This window comes from Alteromonas sp. CyTr2 (assembly GCF_947311905.1).
Lineage (GTDB): Bacteria > Pseudomonadota > Gammaproteobacteria > Enterobacterales > Alteromonadaceae > Alteromonas > Alteromonas macleodii.
Genome location: NZ_CAMZMZ010000005.1, coordinates 73,629 through 91,481 on the forward strand (window position 1 = coordinate 73,629; position 17,853 = coordinate 91,481).

Sequence of the window (17,853 nt, forward strand, 5' to 3'; positions counted from 1 at the left end):
GTCTAGGGCGTGTTGATCTTTGCTGTACATATTTTACTCAACAATACATCGGCAGCCACATTAACATAAATGCCAGCGATACCATGCTGGCATAATTTCGCTCTAACTTATCGTATCTAGTTGAAATGGCTTGATATTGCTTAATTCTTGCAAATGCATTTTCAACCAAATGTCGGTATTTGTATAAGTACCAATCCATGCTTTTTTATCAATATCTTGACCGTAATTCCGTGTAGTAATTACTGGTGTTCCACCGTGGTCACGAACAAAACAGCGGAATGGTTCGCTATCATAGCCTTTATCACAAACGACAGTGTTCACTTCATCAAGCTGTTCAACCAAACTATTCGCATGAACAACATCGTGGCGTTGACCTTCGGATAAGCCGAAACAAATCGGTAATCCTCCACTATTTCAAATATCATTCGATGTTCAGTTTTATCGTAAATACGGCCTGTACTTTTCATAACTTGGAGTAGCAGTTCCCATCGAATATCAGTTAGTATTGTTCTTGGCATGGTTTTGGATATGGCTTTACTTTTGGCGAAGCAAATTATAACCCTTTACCATGCTGATTAAAAAATACTCACGAAAGATCAACGATGGAATGGTCTCCCCCCTCAAACGGCATCGCAATGTGCCAAACTTGGAATTGAACAATCAAGTTAACAAGGTGAAGAGGCCAAGATGGATATTACAACGATTGGGCTGGATTTAGCAAAAAGTGTGAGTCATGTGGTGTGCTGTAATCAGGCAGGCAAGATTGTGCGAAAAAAAATGTTGAGACGAACTCAGATACTGCATTTTTTTAGTGAGCTAGCACCCTGTTTGGTGGGGGTTGAGTCATGTGCCAGTGCGCATTATTGGGCAAGAGAAATAGCGAAGTATGGCCATCAGGTAAAACAAATCGCACCACAGCATGTAAAAGCGTATGTGCGGGGTAATAAGACGGATTTTAATGATGCGCTGGCGATAGCAGAAGCAGTAGTACGCCCCGAGATGCGGTTTGTGCGAACGAAAACGCAAACCCAACAAGATATTCAGGCATTACACGTGATGCGTAAGAAGTGTGAGCGGGATAGAACCGCCAACAGTAATGAAATACGGGGGGTGCTCAATGAGTACGGGATCATCCTTCCGGTAGGCATCAGTCATGTCTATAAATCACTGCCTGAATTATTTGACCGGCAGGTTGAGAATGGTTTGAGTGAATTGTTCAAAGAACTGTTAGAGCGACACTATCAAAAACTTGTAGAGCTGGATGAGCACCTGAACTGGTATACAAAGAAAATTAAACAACTAAGCCAACACGAAGCTTGTAGACGACTACAAAGTATTCCCGGAGTTGGCCCAATTATAGCCAGTGCGCTTTATCAACATATCGGCAATGGCAGTGAGTTTAAGAATGGTCGGGCAGTTTCATCATCATTGGGGCTGGTACCCAAACAACATAGCTCAGGGGGCAAGCATAATTTACAAGGGATTAGTAAGCGTGGAGATAGCTATCTAAGAACCTTACTCATTCATGGTGCCAGGGCTGTCATGCGAGTGAGTAAACATAAAGAGACGCCATTGTCTCAATGGATAAAGCGAATAGAGCAAACGCGGGGGAGAAACAAAGCCGCGGTTGCACTGGCTAATAAATTGGCCCGAATAGCTTGGGCACTACTAGCACAAGGTGGCGATTATCAGCCTGAGTTGACAACCGCTTAAGTTAATAATGAACCAGTTCACTTCCAAGGATTGCTGAATAAACATAACGTGATGACAATACGGTTAAACCGACATATCGAAAACCTGATAGGGCGTGTGGATTATTAATCCGAGTCAACGATAAGGACGATATGGGCGAAGTTCATCGAGGCTCGAAGTGAAAATACTTCAACGAGAAGCCGGATATACGGACGCAAACCATTTTAGTCAAAACAGCATGTTTACTCTTGCAATAACGGGGGAGACCATATACACACCCTAGGGCCTGTTGATCTTTGCTGTACATATTTTGCTCAGCAATGCATAGGTAGCCACATCATTGAAAATGCCAGTGACACCATACTGGCATAATTCCTCGCCAATTTTTCATACCTAGTTGATATTGAACGATAATGTTTAATTCGTGCGAATGCATTTTCAACTAAGTGCCTATATTTATAAAGGCACCAATCGACACTGTTTTTGTCTATATCTTGGCCATAATTGCGTTTCGGTATGACTGAAGTGCCTCCCTTGGCTTCAATATATTCCCGCAAAGAATCACTATCGTACCCTTTGTCGCTGACGAAAATATTTATTTCTTGCAAATGGTCAACCAAACTTTGAGCACGAGTAATGTCGTTTCTTTGGCCTTCCGATAGCTCAAAATATATAGGAAGTCCTCCACTAACCACTGCCAAATGGATTTTCGTAGAATTACCACCTCGGCTCTTACCTATGCATTCATTATCTGATGTCGCAGCACCTGTACTATGCTGATGGACTTTAACAATTGAACCGTCCGCAAAAACCCAGTCATAATCAGCAAGTTTTGCTAACTCATTGAATAACATATTTAATAGACCTTTCTTTGACCACAAATTGAAGCGTCGATAAATAGCACTCCAGCCACCAAACTCTGTGGATAAATCTCGCCAAGGGATACCAGTTCTCAGGCGATAAAGTATTCCTTCAAAGGTCATTCTGTGTTCTGGTTTATTGTAAATGAGGCCAGAGCTCTTCATTACTTGAAGTAGCTTTTGTCACCGCTTATCAGTTAGCATTAGTCTTGGCATGGTATTGAGTTGTTAATTTATTTTTGGCGAAACGAATTATAACGCTTTACCATGCCTGTCAAAAACTAATCACGAAAGATCAACAGCCCTTAGTCTGGGTAATTAGATTTTTTTATTGTTTGTTCAGCCATTTCAACTTGGACAGCTTATGCTGAAACGTCTTTTCATCAAATTCAAGAACGAATAACTATCAAAATACGGCGAAAGCAAAATCATGACTATTCTTAAACAAAATGAAGGTTCGGTGGTGGTGCCTGACTTAGTTGGTGAGCACGGAATGCGTAGCGCAAAGTTTTCTAGCTGGCGCTCAACGTACGGTGGCATGGACACCTCAATGATGAATCAGATGAAAAAGCTGCCTAAAATAAGCGCATCAAAAAATGTACGCTGAAGAGCGTATCAAAGCGGATATTCGCCACAAAATAATCGAGGGAAAGCCCTAAGGCCATTCCAAAACAGCGAGATGGGTGTAAAGTTAGTCAAGCAGCGTCGGTGCAGTATTCGTCTGGCTTGTGCTCGCGTGGAATTAAGTTAAAGTGGCTATCGGTATGTAGCAAAGCAGGCGAGCCAAAATGCATTGATTGCCGAAAAGTTATTGCTGTTAACTACTACTCACGAGCGGTGGGGGCTATATTTTTTGTTGTTGCACAACGTGAAAGCTACACATGGAATTTAAAACGTGTGTATCGCATCTATAAAGAGCTTTAGCTGAACCTGCTTATTGAGCCAAGAAAACGGCTTAAATGAGATAAGCCAGATGCGCTTGGAGCGCCGATTATGCCAACTCTAGCATGGTCAGTGGGCTTATTAAGTGACAGCTTGCAAGAGGCCGTTGTATACGTTCGTTTAGTGTTATTGACGATAACAATCGCGAAGGACTCGCGATCGATGTGGATTTAACGATGCCAAGCGCTCGTGATATCCGGTCGTTAGAGCAAATAATTGGATGGCCAGAAAAAACGGCTACAATTTGACTAAAAAAAGCATAAAATACTCTTCAAAACAATGAGTTGCTTGGGATAATAATCAACAAATTACATTGCTGTATATTCAGTTGGGTAAACCGACGCAAAACGCTCATATTGAAGAGTTTAATCGAACAGCAAGGCATTAATGGTTAGATATTCAGTATTTTGTTTCACATGAAAAGCGCAAACCTTGTCATTGCACAAATCCTAGTACGCGACTATAAGAAATAAGGTTTCAGTAAATCTGAACGAAATTTAAAATCAATAGGGCGAAAAACAATGACCTATAAAACAGAACAAGAACAATTCTGGGCGGGTGAGTTTGGAGATAGCTACAGGCATAGAAACGACTCTGAATCATTGCTCTATTCCAAGGTTGCTATGTGGTCGAAGATGCTGCGTTCGGCTAACAATGTAACATCTGCCCTTGAATTAGGTTGTAATATTGGCTTGAACTTGGTTGCTCTTAAAAAGCTTAAGCCCAGCCTGTCGTTAACCGGATATGAAATAAACAAAAAAGCTGCAGAGCAGGCAAAAAAAGAGCGTGTTGCAGATATTTTTACGGCGTCAATTCTTGAAAAGATACGCAGCAATAAATTCGATCTGACATTTACTGCTGGTGTGCTTATCCATATAAATCCAGAATTTTTACACTGCGTTTATGACAACTTAGTAGAAAACTCTCGTCGTTATGTTCTTGTCGCTGAATATTATAATCCATCTCCTACCGTCATTACTTATCGGGGTGAACAAGATAAGCTATTTAAGCGAGATTTTGCTGGCGACCTGATTGAGCGCTATGGAATGAAACTTGTTGACTATGGTTTTCTGTATAAGCGTGACAACTGGGCGCCACAAGACGACATTACGTGGTTTCTTTTAGAAAAGTAATACACCATTGCTGTTGAGCGAAGAGAATCTTAGTTTTGAATACTCGGGCGTAATAGCATACTAAAAGTTTTGTGATTTTTAGAGCTTCGGGCATGCTGTGAGGTCCAACATGAAAAACGCGATGTTATCTCGTGTCCTTAAATATGAAAATCCAGCGCCAGTGAAAAGCCGCTGGCTTGCTTCATTGTCAATTTTTATACGCGCTATTATTTGTGTAGGCTTCCGAAATTCCCTTTGAAATCTCTCTAACGCCGCCGTTAGGCATCTTTTAGCAAACCCCTTTCCTCTGCAACGTGGATTAAGGTTGATCGATACTTCTGCATAGTGGTAATGCACATCAAAACGAACAAACCCAACAGGGGCGGAATTTTCCAAGTAACACAAAATAAGCAGTTTTTTTTCATCAATAAGGGAATGTTGGAGCCAGTCAATATGCTCATTCCAAGTGACCGCCATTGAGTTTAACGACATGGCAATTGTGTGCGGATCGTTGCGCCACTTAAACAGGTATTCTGCATCATCGCGCGTCACAAAGCGGGTCAACATATGTATTTTCCGTTCCAATAAGGCACTATCGGATAATGCTCCATGAAAGAGGACTGCCTCTCTTTACTGACCGACACACCTGCTTTCCAAGGATATGTTTAAGGTGTTTTATTGGCAGACCAAGACCTGGCCGAATAGCTCGAACGTTCTCTCGCGTGAGTATTTCCCCTTTCTTGATATCTTTAACAATGTAAAGGCTTCGCCTAAGTTTACGCGAGTGTATTTCTGATTCTGTGCATCCGTATGAAATTTTGCCAATAGCCACGCGTGCACGTTTTGTTTCGTCGACTAAGAGAGCAAACTCATCCGCTTCAAGAGAAAATGCCGCGTCTACACCGCCCGCATTTCTGTCTATTACAAAGTGCTTTTCTATAACGGTTGCACCGAGAGCTGTTGCGGCAATTGCAGTACCAATACCCGTGGTATGGTCTGATATCCCTACCTGGCAGTTAAACAATTGCTGTAGGTGCGGGAGTGTTGCTAGGTTTGCGTTTACCGGATCTGCAGGGTACTGGCTGGTGCATTTAAGAAGAATATACTCCTGACAATTGTTCTGCTCAAGTACCTCTACAGCCTCGGCTATCTCAGTAAGGCTTGCCATGCCGGTAGACAATATTACCGGTTTACCCGTCTTAGCGACCTTAGCAATTAATTCATGATCCGTGTTTTCAAATGATGCAATTTTGTAGCATGGAACGTCGAGTGATTCTAAGAAGTCAACCGACGTTTCATCAAAAGGGGTGCTAAATGCAACCATGCCTCTTTCTTTCGCCCTTTCAAATATCGCTTTATGCCATTTCCAAGGAGTATGTGCTTTTTCGTACAGCTCATAGAGCGAGCGGCCCTGCCAAAGGCTTTGTTTGTCATCGATAAAAAACTCACTATCCTTAATGTCGATAGTCATAGTGTCGGCGGTATAGGTTTGTAGTTTAAGAGCACGAACACCTGCGTCGGCGGCAGCGTCTACCATTTCTAATGCAAGTGTTAAGTTTTGGTTATGGTTACCCGATAACTCAGCAATAATGAACGGAGGTTCATCTTTACCTATATTAAATGGTCCGATCTTTATGGTGTTCACTTTCTCTCTCATGCTTGTTCTAAAGATAAAGGCTGTAGTAGTGACAAAACGTGTTTGCTCACGCAAGGAGTACCACTGTGTCGAGGGACTATATTACCAGCGCATTCAGACATGGCCTTTAATTTGGACGGTGATTGTAATAACGACACGAGAGTTCTTGCAACGTCAGTTACAGACACCTGATCCCAAAATCCGAGATATTTGCATACGTTTTCTTTCGATAAACATCGCGTTGTTTCAACTTGGTTTTCTGCCACGCATATAACGAGAGCTGGGAGCGTTGAGATACAGCGTTCCCAGTGCATTGAACCACCCGCACCAACCATTAGCGACGCTTTTTTCATAAGCTCCGCTATTCGGTCACAATCTATATGTAAACGTATGTTGTGCTTAGTAATCAAGTTTATTTGACTGACCTTAGCTATCACATCTCTTTTCGCTTGATGGCCACTTCCAATAACGATATCGACCTGTAATTGAACTTCTTTAATCGACGCGATAGCGTCAAGCGTTAAAGATGTCATGTTAGAGGGGTCACTGCCGCCAAAACAAACTAGCACTCGTACTGGATTACGCTTCATAAAATCCTGAGTTGGTTGTTCATAAAACTCCTGTCGCAATAATGCGTACTCTGGGCCGAGCAGCATTTTGCATTTAGGTGGAACTAACATTTCGTATCTATTACCTTTATCGAAAAAGTTGACATCCAGTAGTAAGTCACAATAGTGAGGGCGACTTGCTAAGTCATCGATAACCATCACTTTTGCGCCAGTTAACGAAAGTTTTTGTTCGAATGTTTCATCTAGTTGGTAATGATCAACTATCCATAAATCAGCGTCTACATGCCCAACATCGCTATCAATATGCTGCACAACTTCATGATTGAGGTTACAGGGGCCATAACGTTCTTGTAACAGCGTCGATTTTTGAGAGTTTACAAAAGTGATGCGATGGAGAGTGCCAGATGCGTCCAACAAATTTTGAATGCCCTTGGCTAATGTAAGGCATCGCATAACATGACCTGTGCCTATTTCTGAGTTTGCGTCCACTCTAAAAGCAATTTTTAAGATTAGCGCTCTCCCATTTCTTTCAGTATTTTGAACATCACTTCTGCACGCTTCCAGTCCTCGAATGTATCAATATCTTGAACTAGATGGGAAGGAAGCTTTAACATTCGTGAGTGTTCGGAAAATATTGCTTTAGACGTGTCTAACCACGTTGATGCTTGCGCAGCATAAAGTTGCCCAGCATCATGATAAGCATGTGGTAGATCCTGAGAACGCTTGTTGATATCTACAGCGCTACAGGGCCGGATGTTACCAATTTCATCCTCCAGTAAGGCTCTTTGTATAGGAAAGGAAAAACGATGGGCGGTAAACACGTAATCCGCTTTTGTTTGTTGCAGCAACTCTACCGATTGATCTAATAGCTGCGCAGTGACGAAAGGCGCGGTAGCATATAGACATAAACAGTATTCAACGTTATTTTTAAGGGCTATGTAGTCACTTAGCGCAGAGCGGATAACTGGAGTGGTACCTGTCATATCATCAGCGAGAGATTTATCTCGCATAAAAGGAATTTCGGCTCCATATTCTTTTGCAACGTTTGCGATCTCAGAGTCATCGGTTGAGACGATGACTCTATCTATTAACTTGCTGTTTATTGCAGATTCAATTGAGTAAGCAATAATTGGTTTTCCGCAAAAGCGAGTAATATTTTTCCTTGGAATGCGTTTGCTTCCGCCTCTAGCGGGAATTATAGCGATATTCATTTTTTTGGATATTCACTTTTAAAAAACATCTCAGACACTCACACACTTGGGTATCAAAGTTATAATGCCAAAATTATTCGTCGAGTTCGTCAAGCAATGTGATTAGTTTATCGACAATAAGGTCAACTTGTGAAGATGTTAAATCTGGAAACATAGGTAAGGTGATTGCTTGTTGGTAATATTGCTCTGCGTTAGGAAAGTCTCCAGCGTTAAATCCTAATGCCTCATAATATGGCTGAGTATGAATGGGAATGTAGTGCAAATGTGCGAAGATTCCTGCGTTTCTAAGACGCTCAATAACTGTCTTTTTTTGTTCCTGACTAATATCCAATATACGAACGACATACAGATGATAGCTAGAGTAGCTTTGGCCACTAACAATTAGAGGGAGAATTCGCGGGCAAGACTTGAATAGTTCATCGTACCTTTTAGCGATTGAATTCCGTTTTTCTATAAATACTGAGAGCTTTTTGACTTGGCTAACCCCTAGCGCTCCCTCAATATCGTTCATTCGGTAATTATAGCCAAGACTAACTTGTTGGTAATACCAAGGACCATGAGAAGGTTTCGTCATTGACTCTTTAGCATTAGTGACACCATGGCTTCTGCCCATCCGCATTGATTCTACTAGTGCTGGATCATTTGTCATTGCCATTCCACCTTCCATGGTGGTTATGATCTTTACTGGGTGAAAACTAAAAACGCAAATGTCGGAATATTTACAACTACCTACTAAGCTACTTTTGTACTTTGCTCCCACGGCATGAGATGCATCTTCAATGACTCGAAACCCATAGTGCGACGCAAGAGTGGCTATACTCTCCATATCACACGATTGCCCTGCAAAATGCACAGGAATTAAGACTTTTGGTAGTGTGTTTGTTTCTTTTGCCTTTCTCAGTTTGTTTCTTAACGCAGTTATACACATGTTGCCGGTTTCAAGATCAATGTCTACAAAGTCGACGATAGCATTGCAGTAAAGAGCGCAGTTTGACGAGGCTACAAATGAGTTAGGGGATGTCCAAACTCGATCCCCTTCTCCCACCGATAGTGCTAAGCAAGCCAAATGTAACGCTGAAGTAGCGCTATTAACAGCAACAGCATATCTCGCTCCGCAGTATTCAGACATCGCTTCTTCGAACAGAGGAACTTTGGGACCTTGGGTAAGCCAATCAGATGTTAGTGTTTCAACAACCGCTTTGATATCTTCATCATCTATATGCTGTTTGCCATAAGGAATCATCACTTACCTTCCTGATCAAACGTCAATATTTCATCTACCGTAAGAAAATGAGAGTTTGTGTCTGACACGTATTCAAAACCATCAACTACTGAATTTCCCTTTTCACCGAGAGCGTTAGTTTTGAAGTCGTTGCTTCTATTAAAAAATTTGATAGCTGGCGCAATGACAAAGTGATCGTCATATTCGAAAGTGTGAAAGGCCATGTCGCCAGGGCACATCATTTCGTGAAGTTTCTCGCCAGGTCGAATACCCACTATCTTAATTGGTACACCTGGTGCCATGGCTTCGGCTAAATCGGTAATTCTAATTGACGGTATTTTGGGCACAAATATTTCGCCACCCATCATGCGCTCGAAATTCTTCAAAACAAAGTCGACGCCCTGCTGAAGTGTTATCCAAAATCGCGTCATATCTTTATGCGTAACCGGAATATGGTCAGTGCCTTCTTCAATGAGCTTATTGAAAAATGGAACAACCGAGCCTCTAGAGCCCACTACATTTCCGTATCTCACTACAGAAAATCGAGGTCTGCCCGCGCCAACCATATTATTTGCTGCAACAAACAGCTTATCGGAAGCGAGCTTAGTCGCACCGTACAAATTAACGGGGTTAGCTGCTTTGTCGGTCGACAGCGCGATAACTTTGCTTATCGAGTTATCAATAGCTGCGTTTATAACGTTTTCAGCGCCATCGATATTAGTGCGGATGCACTCCGTGGGATTATATTCAGCAGCCGGAACTTGTTTCATGGCTGCAGCATGGATAACGTAGTCTACCCCTTGCATTGCGCGCGTAAGGCGGTCTTTATCTCGCACATCACCGATAAAGTAGCGCATGCAGGGTGCATTAAATTTCTGTTGCATTTCGAACTGTTTTAGCTCGTCACGCGAATAGATAATTAGGCGCTTGGGGTTATAGCGTGATAACAAATTTTCGGTGTATTTATGACCGAACGAACCTGTACCACCTGTTATCAATATAGACTTGCCGTCAAACATAGATCGCCCACGATTTTTATGATTATCGTTTAAATATATCATGTGTCGGCAACAATGCCATAAACCATTAGTTTTTAACGAGTCTTCCTTAAATAAAAAAAGTGAAATACTCAACAGTAACGATACCGTTAAGCCGTTGGGTATTCATTTTCATACTATTTAAAAAAACAGTCACTGGTTATTCTTCTGTCTATTTACTACACTATATTTAGTGAAAGTTTAATAGGGTAGCCTCATGATTAAAATAGGTTCCGATTCAGGTAACTCGCTTATTGGTCAAATCCAAGAAAAGCAAAATAACCTGTTTGAGAAGCTTGCCAGCGGTAAGAAAATTAACAATGCATCTGACGGCGCAGCAGCCCAGCAAATCATCGACCGGTTAACGTCTGAAGTAGAAGGCAACCGCCAGGCTATTAATAACGTTTACGACGGAATTTCGGTGGCGCAGGTTGCAGAGGGTGGTTTAGGTAGAATCAACGACGATGTGAATCGCATTCGCGAACTTACCTTACAATCTGGCAATGGTGTTTTGAGCAGTGGTGATCGCCGTGCTATTCAATCTGAAATCACTCAGCTGCAAGAAAGCATCTCGCAAACTATCGAGCAGACGAATTTTGCTGGCAAGCCGTTACTATCTGAAATTGGCTCACTTGAATTCCAATCAGGTTCAAGTGCGGGTCAATCAATTAGTGTCAACACACAGGATGTTGCTGCTCAGCTAAACGATGTACTGGCTATCGATATTACATCGGGAACCAGCATTGAAGATGCGCTAGGTGCAACTGATGCTGCAATTGAAACGCTTGGTAACGCGCGAGGCGATTTAGGTGCTACCCAAAACCGTTTCGAAAGTGCGGCGCGTTCTCTTACTCAAGCTAACGTGAACACCGCTGAAGCGCGTAGCCGCATTCAAGATCTTGATTTTGCTCAAGCTGTGTCACAGCAGGCGTCAAACGATGTGCTGGGTCAGGCGGCGCTAACCGTTCAAGCGCAAGCGAATCAGCAGCAAAGTCAGGTTTTATCGTTGTTGAGTTAAACCAACATACGTTAATTTTGCTAAAATTAATCGAAAGAAGCAGGGTAACCTGCTTTTTTTATTGATACATTTCCGAAAACAGCGGTTGCGCTCCGATCTTTTGTCGTTACAATTTATAAATGCGCTAAACTGTAAATAATAACAAAGCGTTCTCGGGGAATTGATGAAGAACATTTTGCTGGTTAGTGACAACCAGGAACTTATTCAAAACTTGGAAACTATCGTTACCTTCATGGGAGAATCGTGTCAATCGCGAGGCTTTAGTGATTGCGAAAGGTATTTGCAAGATAGTGGGGCTGATGCTGTTCTTATAGAGCACATATCGCCAGCCATAGTCAGCGGACTGGTTGAGAAGTTTCCTCACATACCATTTGTAGCATTGGTTGAAAATAATAGCCAAGCATCAGCAGGTTGTAATCTCGTTAGCGTTATTGCAACGCCATTAACCTATCCCGTTTTGACCCAAGCTATCCATCGTTGCCAAGAATACTCAAGGCGCAAACCGAGCTTGTCTCGTACATCGGGAACAAAGACGCGACTGTTTAGAAGCCTTATTGGTAAAAGCGAACAAATACAAATAGTTCGTCGATTAGTTGAACAGGTTGCTCCAACTGATGCCACTGTCTTGATTCTAGGTGAGTCTGGAACAGGTAAAGAGGTCGTTGCACGTAATGTTCACTTCTTATCTGAACGCAAAGACGGGCCATTTATTCCGGTAAACTGCGGTGCCATTCCTGGCGAGCTGCTAGAAAGCGAGCTATTTGGTCACGAAAAAGGGGCGTTTACTGGCGCAATCAGCGCACGTAAAGGCCGTTTTGAGTTAGCGGAAGGCGGTACGTTGTTTCTGGATGAAATCGGCGATATGCCGCTTCAGATGCAGGTTAAATTATTGCGCGTGTTACAAGAGCGTACCTTCGAGCGCGTAGGTGGCAACAAACCCCTTCAGTGTAACGTACGCATCATCGCCGCGACGCACCGCAATTTGGAAACCATGATCAATGAAGACAAGTTCCGTGAGGACTTGTATTACCGACTCAACGTATTCCCGATTGATAGTCCTGCACTCAGACAAAGAAAAGACGATATCCCCTTACTGCTCCAAGAGCTAAATAGCCGTATCCAAGGTGATGGGGTGGAAGGTGTGCGCTTTACCGAGCAAGCGATCGCCTCGTTAATGGAGCACGAATGGGCAGGCAACGTTCGTGAGCTGTCTAACTTGGTTGAACGCTTAACAATTCTTTATCCTGGTCAAATCGTTGATATCGCCGATTTACCTGAGAAATATCAATACGGTGATGTACAGGCTTACGAGCCTGATTATCCAGAAGAAATTCTTGAGCGTGAAGCATTCAATGCACTCTTTGCTGAAGCGGCCGCGCAAGAGCCAGAAGAAGACCTTAACGAGCAAAGCCATGAGGGTCTGAACGGAATGGTTTCTTCATCTTTACCTGAAGAAGGGGTTAATCTCAAAGAGTACCTTTCTGAGTTGGAAGTAAACCTCATTCGACAGGCGTTAGACAATCAAGATTGGGTGGTGGCTCGAGCTGCCGACAAACTTGGTATGCGCAGAACAACGCTTGTCGAGAAAATGCGGAAGTACGATATTCAACGTACTGAAGAAGCGTAATGTCAGGTAATTGACGTTGCGCTTTCCTCTATAATTTCATCCTATCTAACTGAAATATAAGCCAATGATGAATTGGCACATCTTCTGCTTTATCTAAGTCATAGTTTAACAGCGTCTGCAATTTGACGAGGGCAATATGGCTTTTGACAGCACACCACAATCAACTGAGTACTCAGCATCAAGCTATGCGTTAGATAGTATTGATAATGCTATATCTCGTGATGAATACGACCCCTCAAGCAGTGACGATATTTCGTCTTTACGGTTGCAGGCGAGTCGACTTGAACACTTACTTCAGGTAATGCCTGCGGGCGTTATCGTTATAGACGGCAAAGGGATCGTACGCCAAGCCAATGAACAAGCGAAAGCACTGTTAGGTGAACCGCTGGAAGAGGAAGTGTGGCGAAGTATTATCACGCGCTCATTCAAGCCTCGCGCTGACGACGGCCACGAAGTCTCACTTGTTGACGGTCGCCGAGTGAAGCTTTCTATCACGCCATTAGAAAATGAGCCTGGGCAATTAATTGTTATTACCGACTTAACCGAAACGCGGCAGCTGCAAGCACGCGTGAGTCATATGCAGCGCCTGTCTTCTCTCGGAAAAATGGTGGCATCCCTTGCTCACCAAATTCGTACGCCTCTTTCTGCGGCCATGCTCTATGCGTCTAATTTAACGCGCAAAGGCTTGGGACAAGAAGCACAAACTCAATTTGCAAACAAGCTAACTGACAGGCTTAAAGAGCTAGAGAGTCAGGTTAACGACATGCTGCTTTTCGCTAAGTCAGGGGAAGAACAAGTGGTCAGCCAAATTAGCTTGGGAGAGTTGTTTACTTCAATTGAAGGCAGTGCCCAAACCATGACGGCTCAAGCACAGCAAACGCTAACTTTTAGCGGCTTCGATAAAAACGTATCTATTACCGGTAATCTTACAGCGCTTCAAGGCGCGTTATTAAACCTTGTTCACAACGCGAGCCAAGTTACTCCGAAAGGGGAGTGCGTGCACGTAGAAACTGCAGTGTCTGATGAACGTTTGCATGTGGCCATTATAGATAAAGGTCCTGGCGTACCGGATAAACTCAAAAACAAAATTTTTGAACCGTTTTTCACAACTAAAACTCATGGCACGGGCCTTGGTCTTGCGGTGGTTAAATCCGTCGTAAACGCCCACAACGGTTTGCTTAGCGTATCAAATATGCCAGAAGGTGGGGCGTGCTTTAGTGTGTCTTTGCCGTGTGTGGTGAACGCTCAATCTTCACAAACATTGACTCATGTTGCGTAGGTCATAGGAGAGAATAATGTCTAAAACTACCATTTTAATTGTTGAAGATGACGCAGGATTACGCGAAGCACTCCTAGACACCCTTCTGTTAGGTAACTATGAGGTTGTTGCCGCTGACTGTGCTGAAGAAGCGTTGATGGTGCTGTCTTCGCGCTCCGTCGATTTAGTGGTAAGCGATATTCAAATGGGCGAAATGAGCGGTTTAACGCTACTTAAAAGTATCAAAACTAAGTACCCCAATATGCCGGTGCTGTTGATGACAGCTTATGCCACTATTGATGATGCCGTGCAGGCAATGCGCGATGGCGCTACAGACTATCTATCAAAACCGTTTGCCCCAGAAGTACTGCTTAATTTAGTGGGACGCTACGCGCCGGCTCAAAAAATAGAGTCTCGCACGCCTATTGTTGCTGACCCTTCAAGCTTGAAGTTACTTGAGCTTTCTCGCAAAGTCGCGAAGTCCGACGCCACTGTGATGGTAATGGGACCAAGCGGTTCGGGTAAAGAAGTGCTGTCTCGCTATATTCACGATCAGTCGCCGCGAAGTGATGCGCCATTTGTCGCCATCAACTGTGCAGCCATACCAGAGAACATGCTAGAAGCGACCTTGTTTGGTTACGAAAAAGGTGCGTTCACCGGCGCAATCCAAGCGTGCCCGGGTAAATTTGAACAAGCCCAAGACGGTACGCTGTTACTTGATGAAATAACCGAGATGGATTTGGCGCTTCAAGCTAAACTGCTACGCGTGTTACAAGAGCGCGAAGTAGAGCGTCTTGGCGGACGTAAAACCGTTAAGCTCAACGTCCGTGTTATTGCTACAAGTAACCGAGATTTGAGAAAAGCAGTGGATGCGGGAGAGTTCAGAGAAGATTTGTACTACCGCTTAAATGTATTCCCTATTGAGTGGCGCCCGCTATCGGAACGTCCGGGTGATATTGTCCCTCTCGCCGATCATCTGGTTCAGCGTCACGCTAGTTCTCAAGGGCTGGGTACTATCAGGTTAAGCGCAGCAGCACGCAATAAGCTGTCACAATACAGCTGGCCAGGGAACGTTCGCGAACTAGAAAACGTGGTTCAACGGGCGCTTATTTTATGTGAACACAATGAAATCGACGCCAGCGATTTAATGATTGACGAAGACATGACGGCACCTGTTGAAACACTGCAAGAGCATGTTGAAGAAAATAGGTTAGGGTCTGAGCTGCGCTACCAAGAACACCAAATTATCCTCGATACATTGGTGTCGTGTAACGGCAAGCGTAAAGATGTGGCAGAAAAGCTCGGTATTAGTCCAAGAACCCTTCGTTACAAATTAGCGCGCATGCGCGAAGACGGTATTGAAGTGCCCGCATAAGGTCGCTTTCTACACTTTCGGTTTCCTCGTCCTTATCCGTCGCCTCTGTAGTAAAGAAGGCGGCGGTTTTTTGTTGCTCACACTAAGCTAAACGCCATAAATTTGGCTAACCCTCTCCCTTTTAACGTATCCTGTTGATATATATGGCTTTTTAAAGTTGGCAAGCCCTTTGCTAAATCCCCTCTATACATAAGTTATACGCCGATGTTCAGGCGGTCTCGAAAAAGCACTAGGAGTGGTTATGGACGTTAAAGCCAATAGTTTGTATCAAGAAATGCAGAACATGATTGGGCAAACTCGTCTTCAAGTTAATGAGCCTCAACAGCAGCCGCTTAGTGAAGTTAATAGCTCGGCAAGTGATTTCTCGACCATGTTAAAGAATGCGGTAGATGGTGTAAACGGCATGCAGCTCGAATCTAAAGACGCGCAGCAGCGTTTTGAAATGGGCGACCCTAACTTAAGCCTAGCTCAAGTTATGCTGACGAAAGAAAAGGCAGGCATTGCTTTTGAAGCCACTGTTCAAGTGCGTAACAAAGTACTTGAAGCCTATAAAACAATAATGAATATGCCGGTGTAGGTGGAGTAGGTTATGGCTGAAGCTACAGGTACAAACCTTACGGTTCCTGATCAAAATCAAGCAGTGGACAATGAGCCAGAAAACAAATCTGGTTTTATGGACACTTTAGGTAGCGCAGATATGATGCGCCAAATGGCCCTTGTGGTTGTTTTGGTAATCTGCGTCGCCATCGCTATTTTTATTCTTATCTGGTCGCAAGAACCTGATTACCGTCCACTTGCGAAAATGGAAACCCAAGAGCTTATTGAAACCCTCGATTATATGGATGCGAACCAAATCGACTATAAGCTTGAAGGCAATATTGTTTACGTAAGAAGTGACGAATTCCAAAACATCCGTTTAGGCATGACCCGCCAAGGGTTAACAAAGGCCTCTGATGCCGGTACCGATATCATTATGCAGGATATGGGGTTTGGTGTGAGCCAGCGTGTTGAGATGGAGCGTTTAAAACACGCCCGCGAGCAACAAATCGCGGCTACCATCGAAGATATCGCAAGCATTCAAAAAGCCCGTGTCTTGTTAGCTATGCCTAAAGAGAACGTATTTGCGCGAAGAGAGAAGAAAGCGTCGGCAACCGTTGTGCTAACGGCTAAGCGCGGTGCCGTTATTGCCGGTGAAGAGGTTGATGCTGTTGTCGATATTGTGGCGTCTGCAGTGCAAAACATGGAGCCGTCTAAGGTAACCGTAACAGACAGCAATGGTCGTCTGCTTAACTCAGGCTCTCAAGATTCTATGAGTGCTCGTGCCAGAAAAGAATACGAGATTGAGCGCCAGCGTGAGCAAGAGTACTTAGAAAAAATTGACGCGATACTGATTCCAGTATTGGGCATAGGTAACTACACAGCACAAGCTGACGTTACCATGGACTTTACAGCTATGGAACAAACACAGCGTAGCTACAACCCTGATTTACCTGCGGTTCGCAGTGAAATGATAATGGAAGAAAACAGCGTAGGTGGCGGTGTTGGAGGTATTCCTGGTGCACTGTCTAATCAACCTCCATTAGATTCTAACATTCCAGAAAATGCAGTGGGCGGCAGTCAACAAACTATGCCTGGGCGCACAGCAAAAGAGTCTACGCGCAACTACGAACTTGATACCACTATCAGTCATACCAAGAAACAGACAGGGGTTATTCGCAGATTAAGTGTATCTGTGGCGGTGGACTATACCCAAGTTGCGGGTGAAGACGGTGCGATGACGCCAACACCGCGTAAACAAGAAGAGATTCTCAACATACGTAGGCTTTTACAGGGCGGCATTGGCTTTGACGTTACCCGTGGTGATTCGTTAGAAGTTGTAAGCGTGCCCTTTACTCGGATGGACGCAGGGGAAATTGAAGACGCGACTATTTGGGAGCAGCCCGGATTTCTACCAATTCTAAAGCTAGTTGTTGGTGGCTTGGTTATAATAGTGCTTATCATCTTCGTGATTCGTCCTATGCTACGTCGTCTTATTAATCCTGATGAGTCGAACGACGCCGATGAATTTGATGCAGACGAGGGCTTAGATTTAGGCGATGACACCATTAGCATGTTAACGTCTGACTTTGATGAAGGACAGGTAGGTTTTGCGCCAGATGGTTCACTCATGCTGCCTGACCTGCACAAAGATGAAGATGTACTTAAAGCCGTACGTGCCCTTGTGGCCAATGAACCTGAGTTATCAGCCCAAGTAGTGAAGGGCTGGTTAATGCAAGACGAGTAGTGAGATAAGA

At 43.7% G+C, this 17,853-nt stretch carries 15 protein-coding genes and 2 pseudogenes; 9 read left to right on the plus strand and 8 right to left on the minus strand.

Annotated features, from left to right (window positions below):
• Positions 1 to 37 precede the first annotated feature (37 nt).
• Positions 38 to 518 (minus strand): annotated as a pseudogene (locus tag QME20_RS04850) (transposase).
• A 169-nt stretch (positions 519 to 687) separates the two neighbouring features.
• Between QME20_RS04850 and QME20_RS04855 the strand changes: the two are divergent.
• Positions 688 to 1,713 carry an IS110 family transposase gene (locus QME20_RS04855; RefSeq protein ID WP_281715538.1) on the plus strand — a complete coding sequence of 342 codons (1,026 nt, stop codon included), beginning with the start codon at positions 688 to 690 and terminating at the stop codon, positions 1,711 to 1,713.
• Between the two features lie 293 nt (positions 1,714 to 2,006).
• Here the strand turns inward: QME20_RS04855 and QME20_RS04860 are convergent, their stop codons facing one another.
• On the minus strand, positions 2,007 to 2,717 hold the full coding sequence (locus QME20_RS04860) for an IS5 family transposase (RefSeq protein ID WP_281715539.1): 711 nt from the start codon (positions 2,715 to 2,717) through the stop codon (positions 2,007 to 2,009).
• Positions 2,718 to 2,973: 256 nt separating this feature from the next.
• Between QME20_RS04860 and QME20_RS04865 the strand changes: the two are divergent.
• Together QME20_RS04865 and QME20_RS04870 are read left to right on the plus strand one after the other, a co-directional pair.
• Positions 2,974 to 3,159 (plus strand): annotated as a pseudogene (locus QME20_RS04865) (hypothetical protein); the annotation flags it as partial.
• Between the two features lie 856 nt (positions 3,160 to 4,015).
• Positions 4,016 to 4,627 carry a pseudaminic acid biosynthesis-associated methylase gene (locus QME20_RS04870; RefSeq protein ID WP_239218668.1) on the plus strand — a complete coding sequence of 204 codons (612 nt, stop codon included), beginning with the start codon at positions 4,016 to 4,018 and terminating at the stop codon, positions 4,625 to 4,627.
• Between the two features lie 78 nt (positions 4,628 to 4,705).
• Here the strand turns inward: QME20_RS04870 and QME20_RS04875 are convergent, their stop codons facing one another.
• The 6 genes from QME20_RS04875 to pseB form a co-directional block, all read right to left on the minus strand.
• Positions 4,706 to 5,173: a GNAT family N-acetyltransferase gene (locus QME20_RS04875; protein WP_239218666.1), complete on the minus strand. Its 468-nt coding sequence runs from the start codon at positions 5,171 to 5,173 to the stop codon at positions 4,706 to 4,708.
• Positions 5,174 to 5,198: 25 nt separating this feature from the next.
• Positions 5,199 to 6,251 (minus strand): pseudaminic acid synthase, encoded by a 1,053-nt coding sequence (gene pseI, locus QME20_RS04880; RefSeq protein WP_239218664.1) that lies wholly within the window; start codon positions 6,249 to 6,251, stop codon positions 5,199 to 5,201.
• Positions 6,252 to 6,259: 8 nt separating this feature from the next.
• Positions 6,260 to 7,384: a UDP-2,4-diacetamido-2,4,6-trideoxy-beta-L-altropyranose hydrolase gene (gene pseG / locus QME20_RS04885; protein ID WP_348648741.1), complete on the minus strand. Its 1,125-nt coding sequence runs from the start codon at positions 7,382 to 7,384 to the stop codon at positions 6,260 to 6,262.
• Complete coding sequence (gene pseF / locus QME20_RS04890; RefSeq protein ID WP_239218650.1) at positions 7,321 to 8,022, minus strand: pseudaminic acid cytidylyltransferase; 702 nt, start codon at positions 8,020 to 8,022, stop codon at positions 7,321 to 7,323. The genes pseG and pseF overlap by 64 nt, the downstream gene beginning before the upstream one ends.
• Positions 8,023 to 8,095: 73 nt before the next feature.
• The gene (pseC, locus tag QME20_RS04895) at positions 8,096 to 9,265 is read right to left on the minus strand and encodes a UDP-4-amino-4,6-dideoxy-N-acetyl-beta-L-altrosamine transaminase (protein WP_239218674.1); all 1,170 of its coding nucleotides are present in this window, start codon (positions 9,263 to 9,265) and stop codon (positions 8,096 to 8,098) included.
• On the minus strand, positions 9,265 to 10,263 hold the full coding sequence (gene pseB, locus QME20_RS04900) for a UDP-N-acetylglucosamine 4,6-dehydratase (inverting) (protein WP_239218648.1): 999 nt from the start codon (positions 10,261 to 10,263) through the stop codon (positions 9,265 to 9,267). Before pseB ends, pseC begins: the two co-directional genes overlap by 1 nt.
• A gap of 235 nt (positions 10,264 to 10,498) precedes the next feature.
• On the opposite strand from pseB, the gene QME20_RS04905 reads away from it, so the two are divergent.
• From QME20_RS04905 to fliF, 6 genes are all read left to right on the plus strand, one after another.
• A complete protein-coding gene (locus tag QME20_RS04905; RefSeq protein WP_281715540.1) occupies positions 10,499 to 11,299 on the plus strand; it encodes a flagellin in 801 nt (266 codons plus the stop codon).
• A 163-nt stretch (positions 11,300 to 11,462) separates the two neighbouring features.
• A complete protein-coding gene (locus tag QME20_RS04910; protein WP_239218636.1) occupies positions 11,463 to 12,926 on the plus strand; it encodes a sigma-54 dependent transcriptional regulator in 1,464 nt (487 codons plus the stop codon).
• A 136-nt stretch (positions 12,927 to 13,062) separates the two neighbouring features.
• On the plus strand, positions 13,063 to 14,205 hold the full coding sequence (locus tag QME20_RS04915; protein WP_039224851.1) for an ATP-binding protein: 1,143 nt from the start codon (positions 13,063 to 13,065) through the stop codon (positions 14,203 to 14,205).
• Positions 14,206 to 14,221: 16 nt separating this feature from the next.
• Positions 14,222 to 15,559 carry a sigma-54 dependent transcriptional regulator gene (locus tag QME20_RS04920; protein ID WP_281715541.1) on the plus strand — a complete coding sequence of 446 codons (1,338 nt, stop codon included), beginning with the start codon at positions 14,222 to 14,224 and terminating at the stop codon, positions 15,557 to 15,559.
• 241 nt (positions 15,560 to 15,800) lie between these two features.
• A complete protein-coding gene (gene fliE / locus QME20_RS04925; RefSeq protein ID WP_014948630.1) occupies positions 15,801 to 16,136 on the plus strand; it encodes a flagellar hook-basal body complex protein FliE in 336 nt (111 codons plus the stop codon).
• A gap of 12 nt (positions 16,137 to 16,148) precedes the next feature.
• On the plus strand, positions 16,149 to 17,843 hold the full coding sequence (fliF, locus tag QME20_RS04930) for a flagellar basal-body MS-ring/collar protein FliF (RefSeq protein ID WP_281715542.1): 1,695 nt from the start codon (positions 16,149 to 16,151) through the stop codon (positions 17,841 to 17,843).
• Positions 17,844 to 17,853 lie beyond the last annotated feature (10 nt).

Bases quoted from the DNA above. Each gene is read 5' to 3' on its own strand.
- QME20_RS04875 (WP_239218666.1), bottom strand. From the start codon at position 5,173: ATGTTGACCCGCTTTGTGACGCGCGATGATGCAGAATACCTGTTTAAG.
- pseF (WP_239218650.1), bottom strand. From the start codon at position 8,022: ATGAATATCGCTATAATTCCCGCTAGAGGCGGAAGCAAACGCATTCCA.
- QME20_RS04920 (WP_281715541.1), top strand. From the start codon at position 14,222: ATGTCTAAAACTACCATTTTAATTGTTGAAGATGACGCAGGATTACGC.
- QME20_RS04870 (WP_239218668.1), top strand. From the start codon at position 4,016: ATGACCTATAAAACAGAACAAGAACAATTCTGGGCGGGTGAGTTTGGA.
- QME20_RS04860 (WP_281715539.1), bottom strand. From the start codon at position 2,717: ATGAAGAGCTCTGGCCTCATTTACAATAAACCAGAACACAGAATGACC.
- QME20_RS04905 (WP_281715540.1), top strand. From the start codon at position 10,499: ATGATTAAAATAGGTTCCGATTCAGGTAACTCGCTTATTGGTCAAATC.
- fliF (WP_281715542.1), top strand. From the start codon at position 16,149: ATGGCTGAAGCTACAGGTACAAACCTTACGGTTCCTGATCAAAATCAA.
- QME20_RS04855 (WP_281715538.1), top strand. From the start codon at position 688: ATGGATATTACAACGATTGGGCTGGATTTAGCAAAAAGTGTGAGTCAT.
- QME20_RS04915 (WP_039224851.1), top strand. From the start codon at position 13,063: ATGGCTTTTGACAGCACACCACAATCAACTGAGTACTCAGCATCAAGC.
- fliE (WP_014948630.1), top strand. From the start codon at position 15,801: ATGGACGTTAAAGCCAATAGTTTGTATCAAGAAATGCAGAACATGATT.
- pseC (WP_239218674.1), bottom strand. From the start codon at position 9,265: ATGATTCCTTATGGCAAACAGCATATAGATGATGAAGATATCAAAGCG.
- QME20_RS04910 (WP_239218636.1), top strand. From the start codon at position 11,463: ATGAAGAACATTTTGCTGGTTAGTGACAACCAGGAACTTATTCAAAAC.
- pseB (WP_239218648.1), bottom strand. From the start codon at position 10,263: ATGTTTGACGGCAAGTCTATATTGATAACAGGTGGTACAGGTTCGTTC.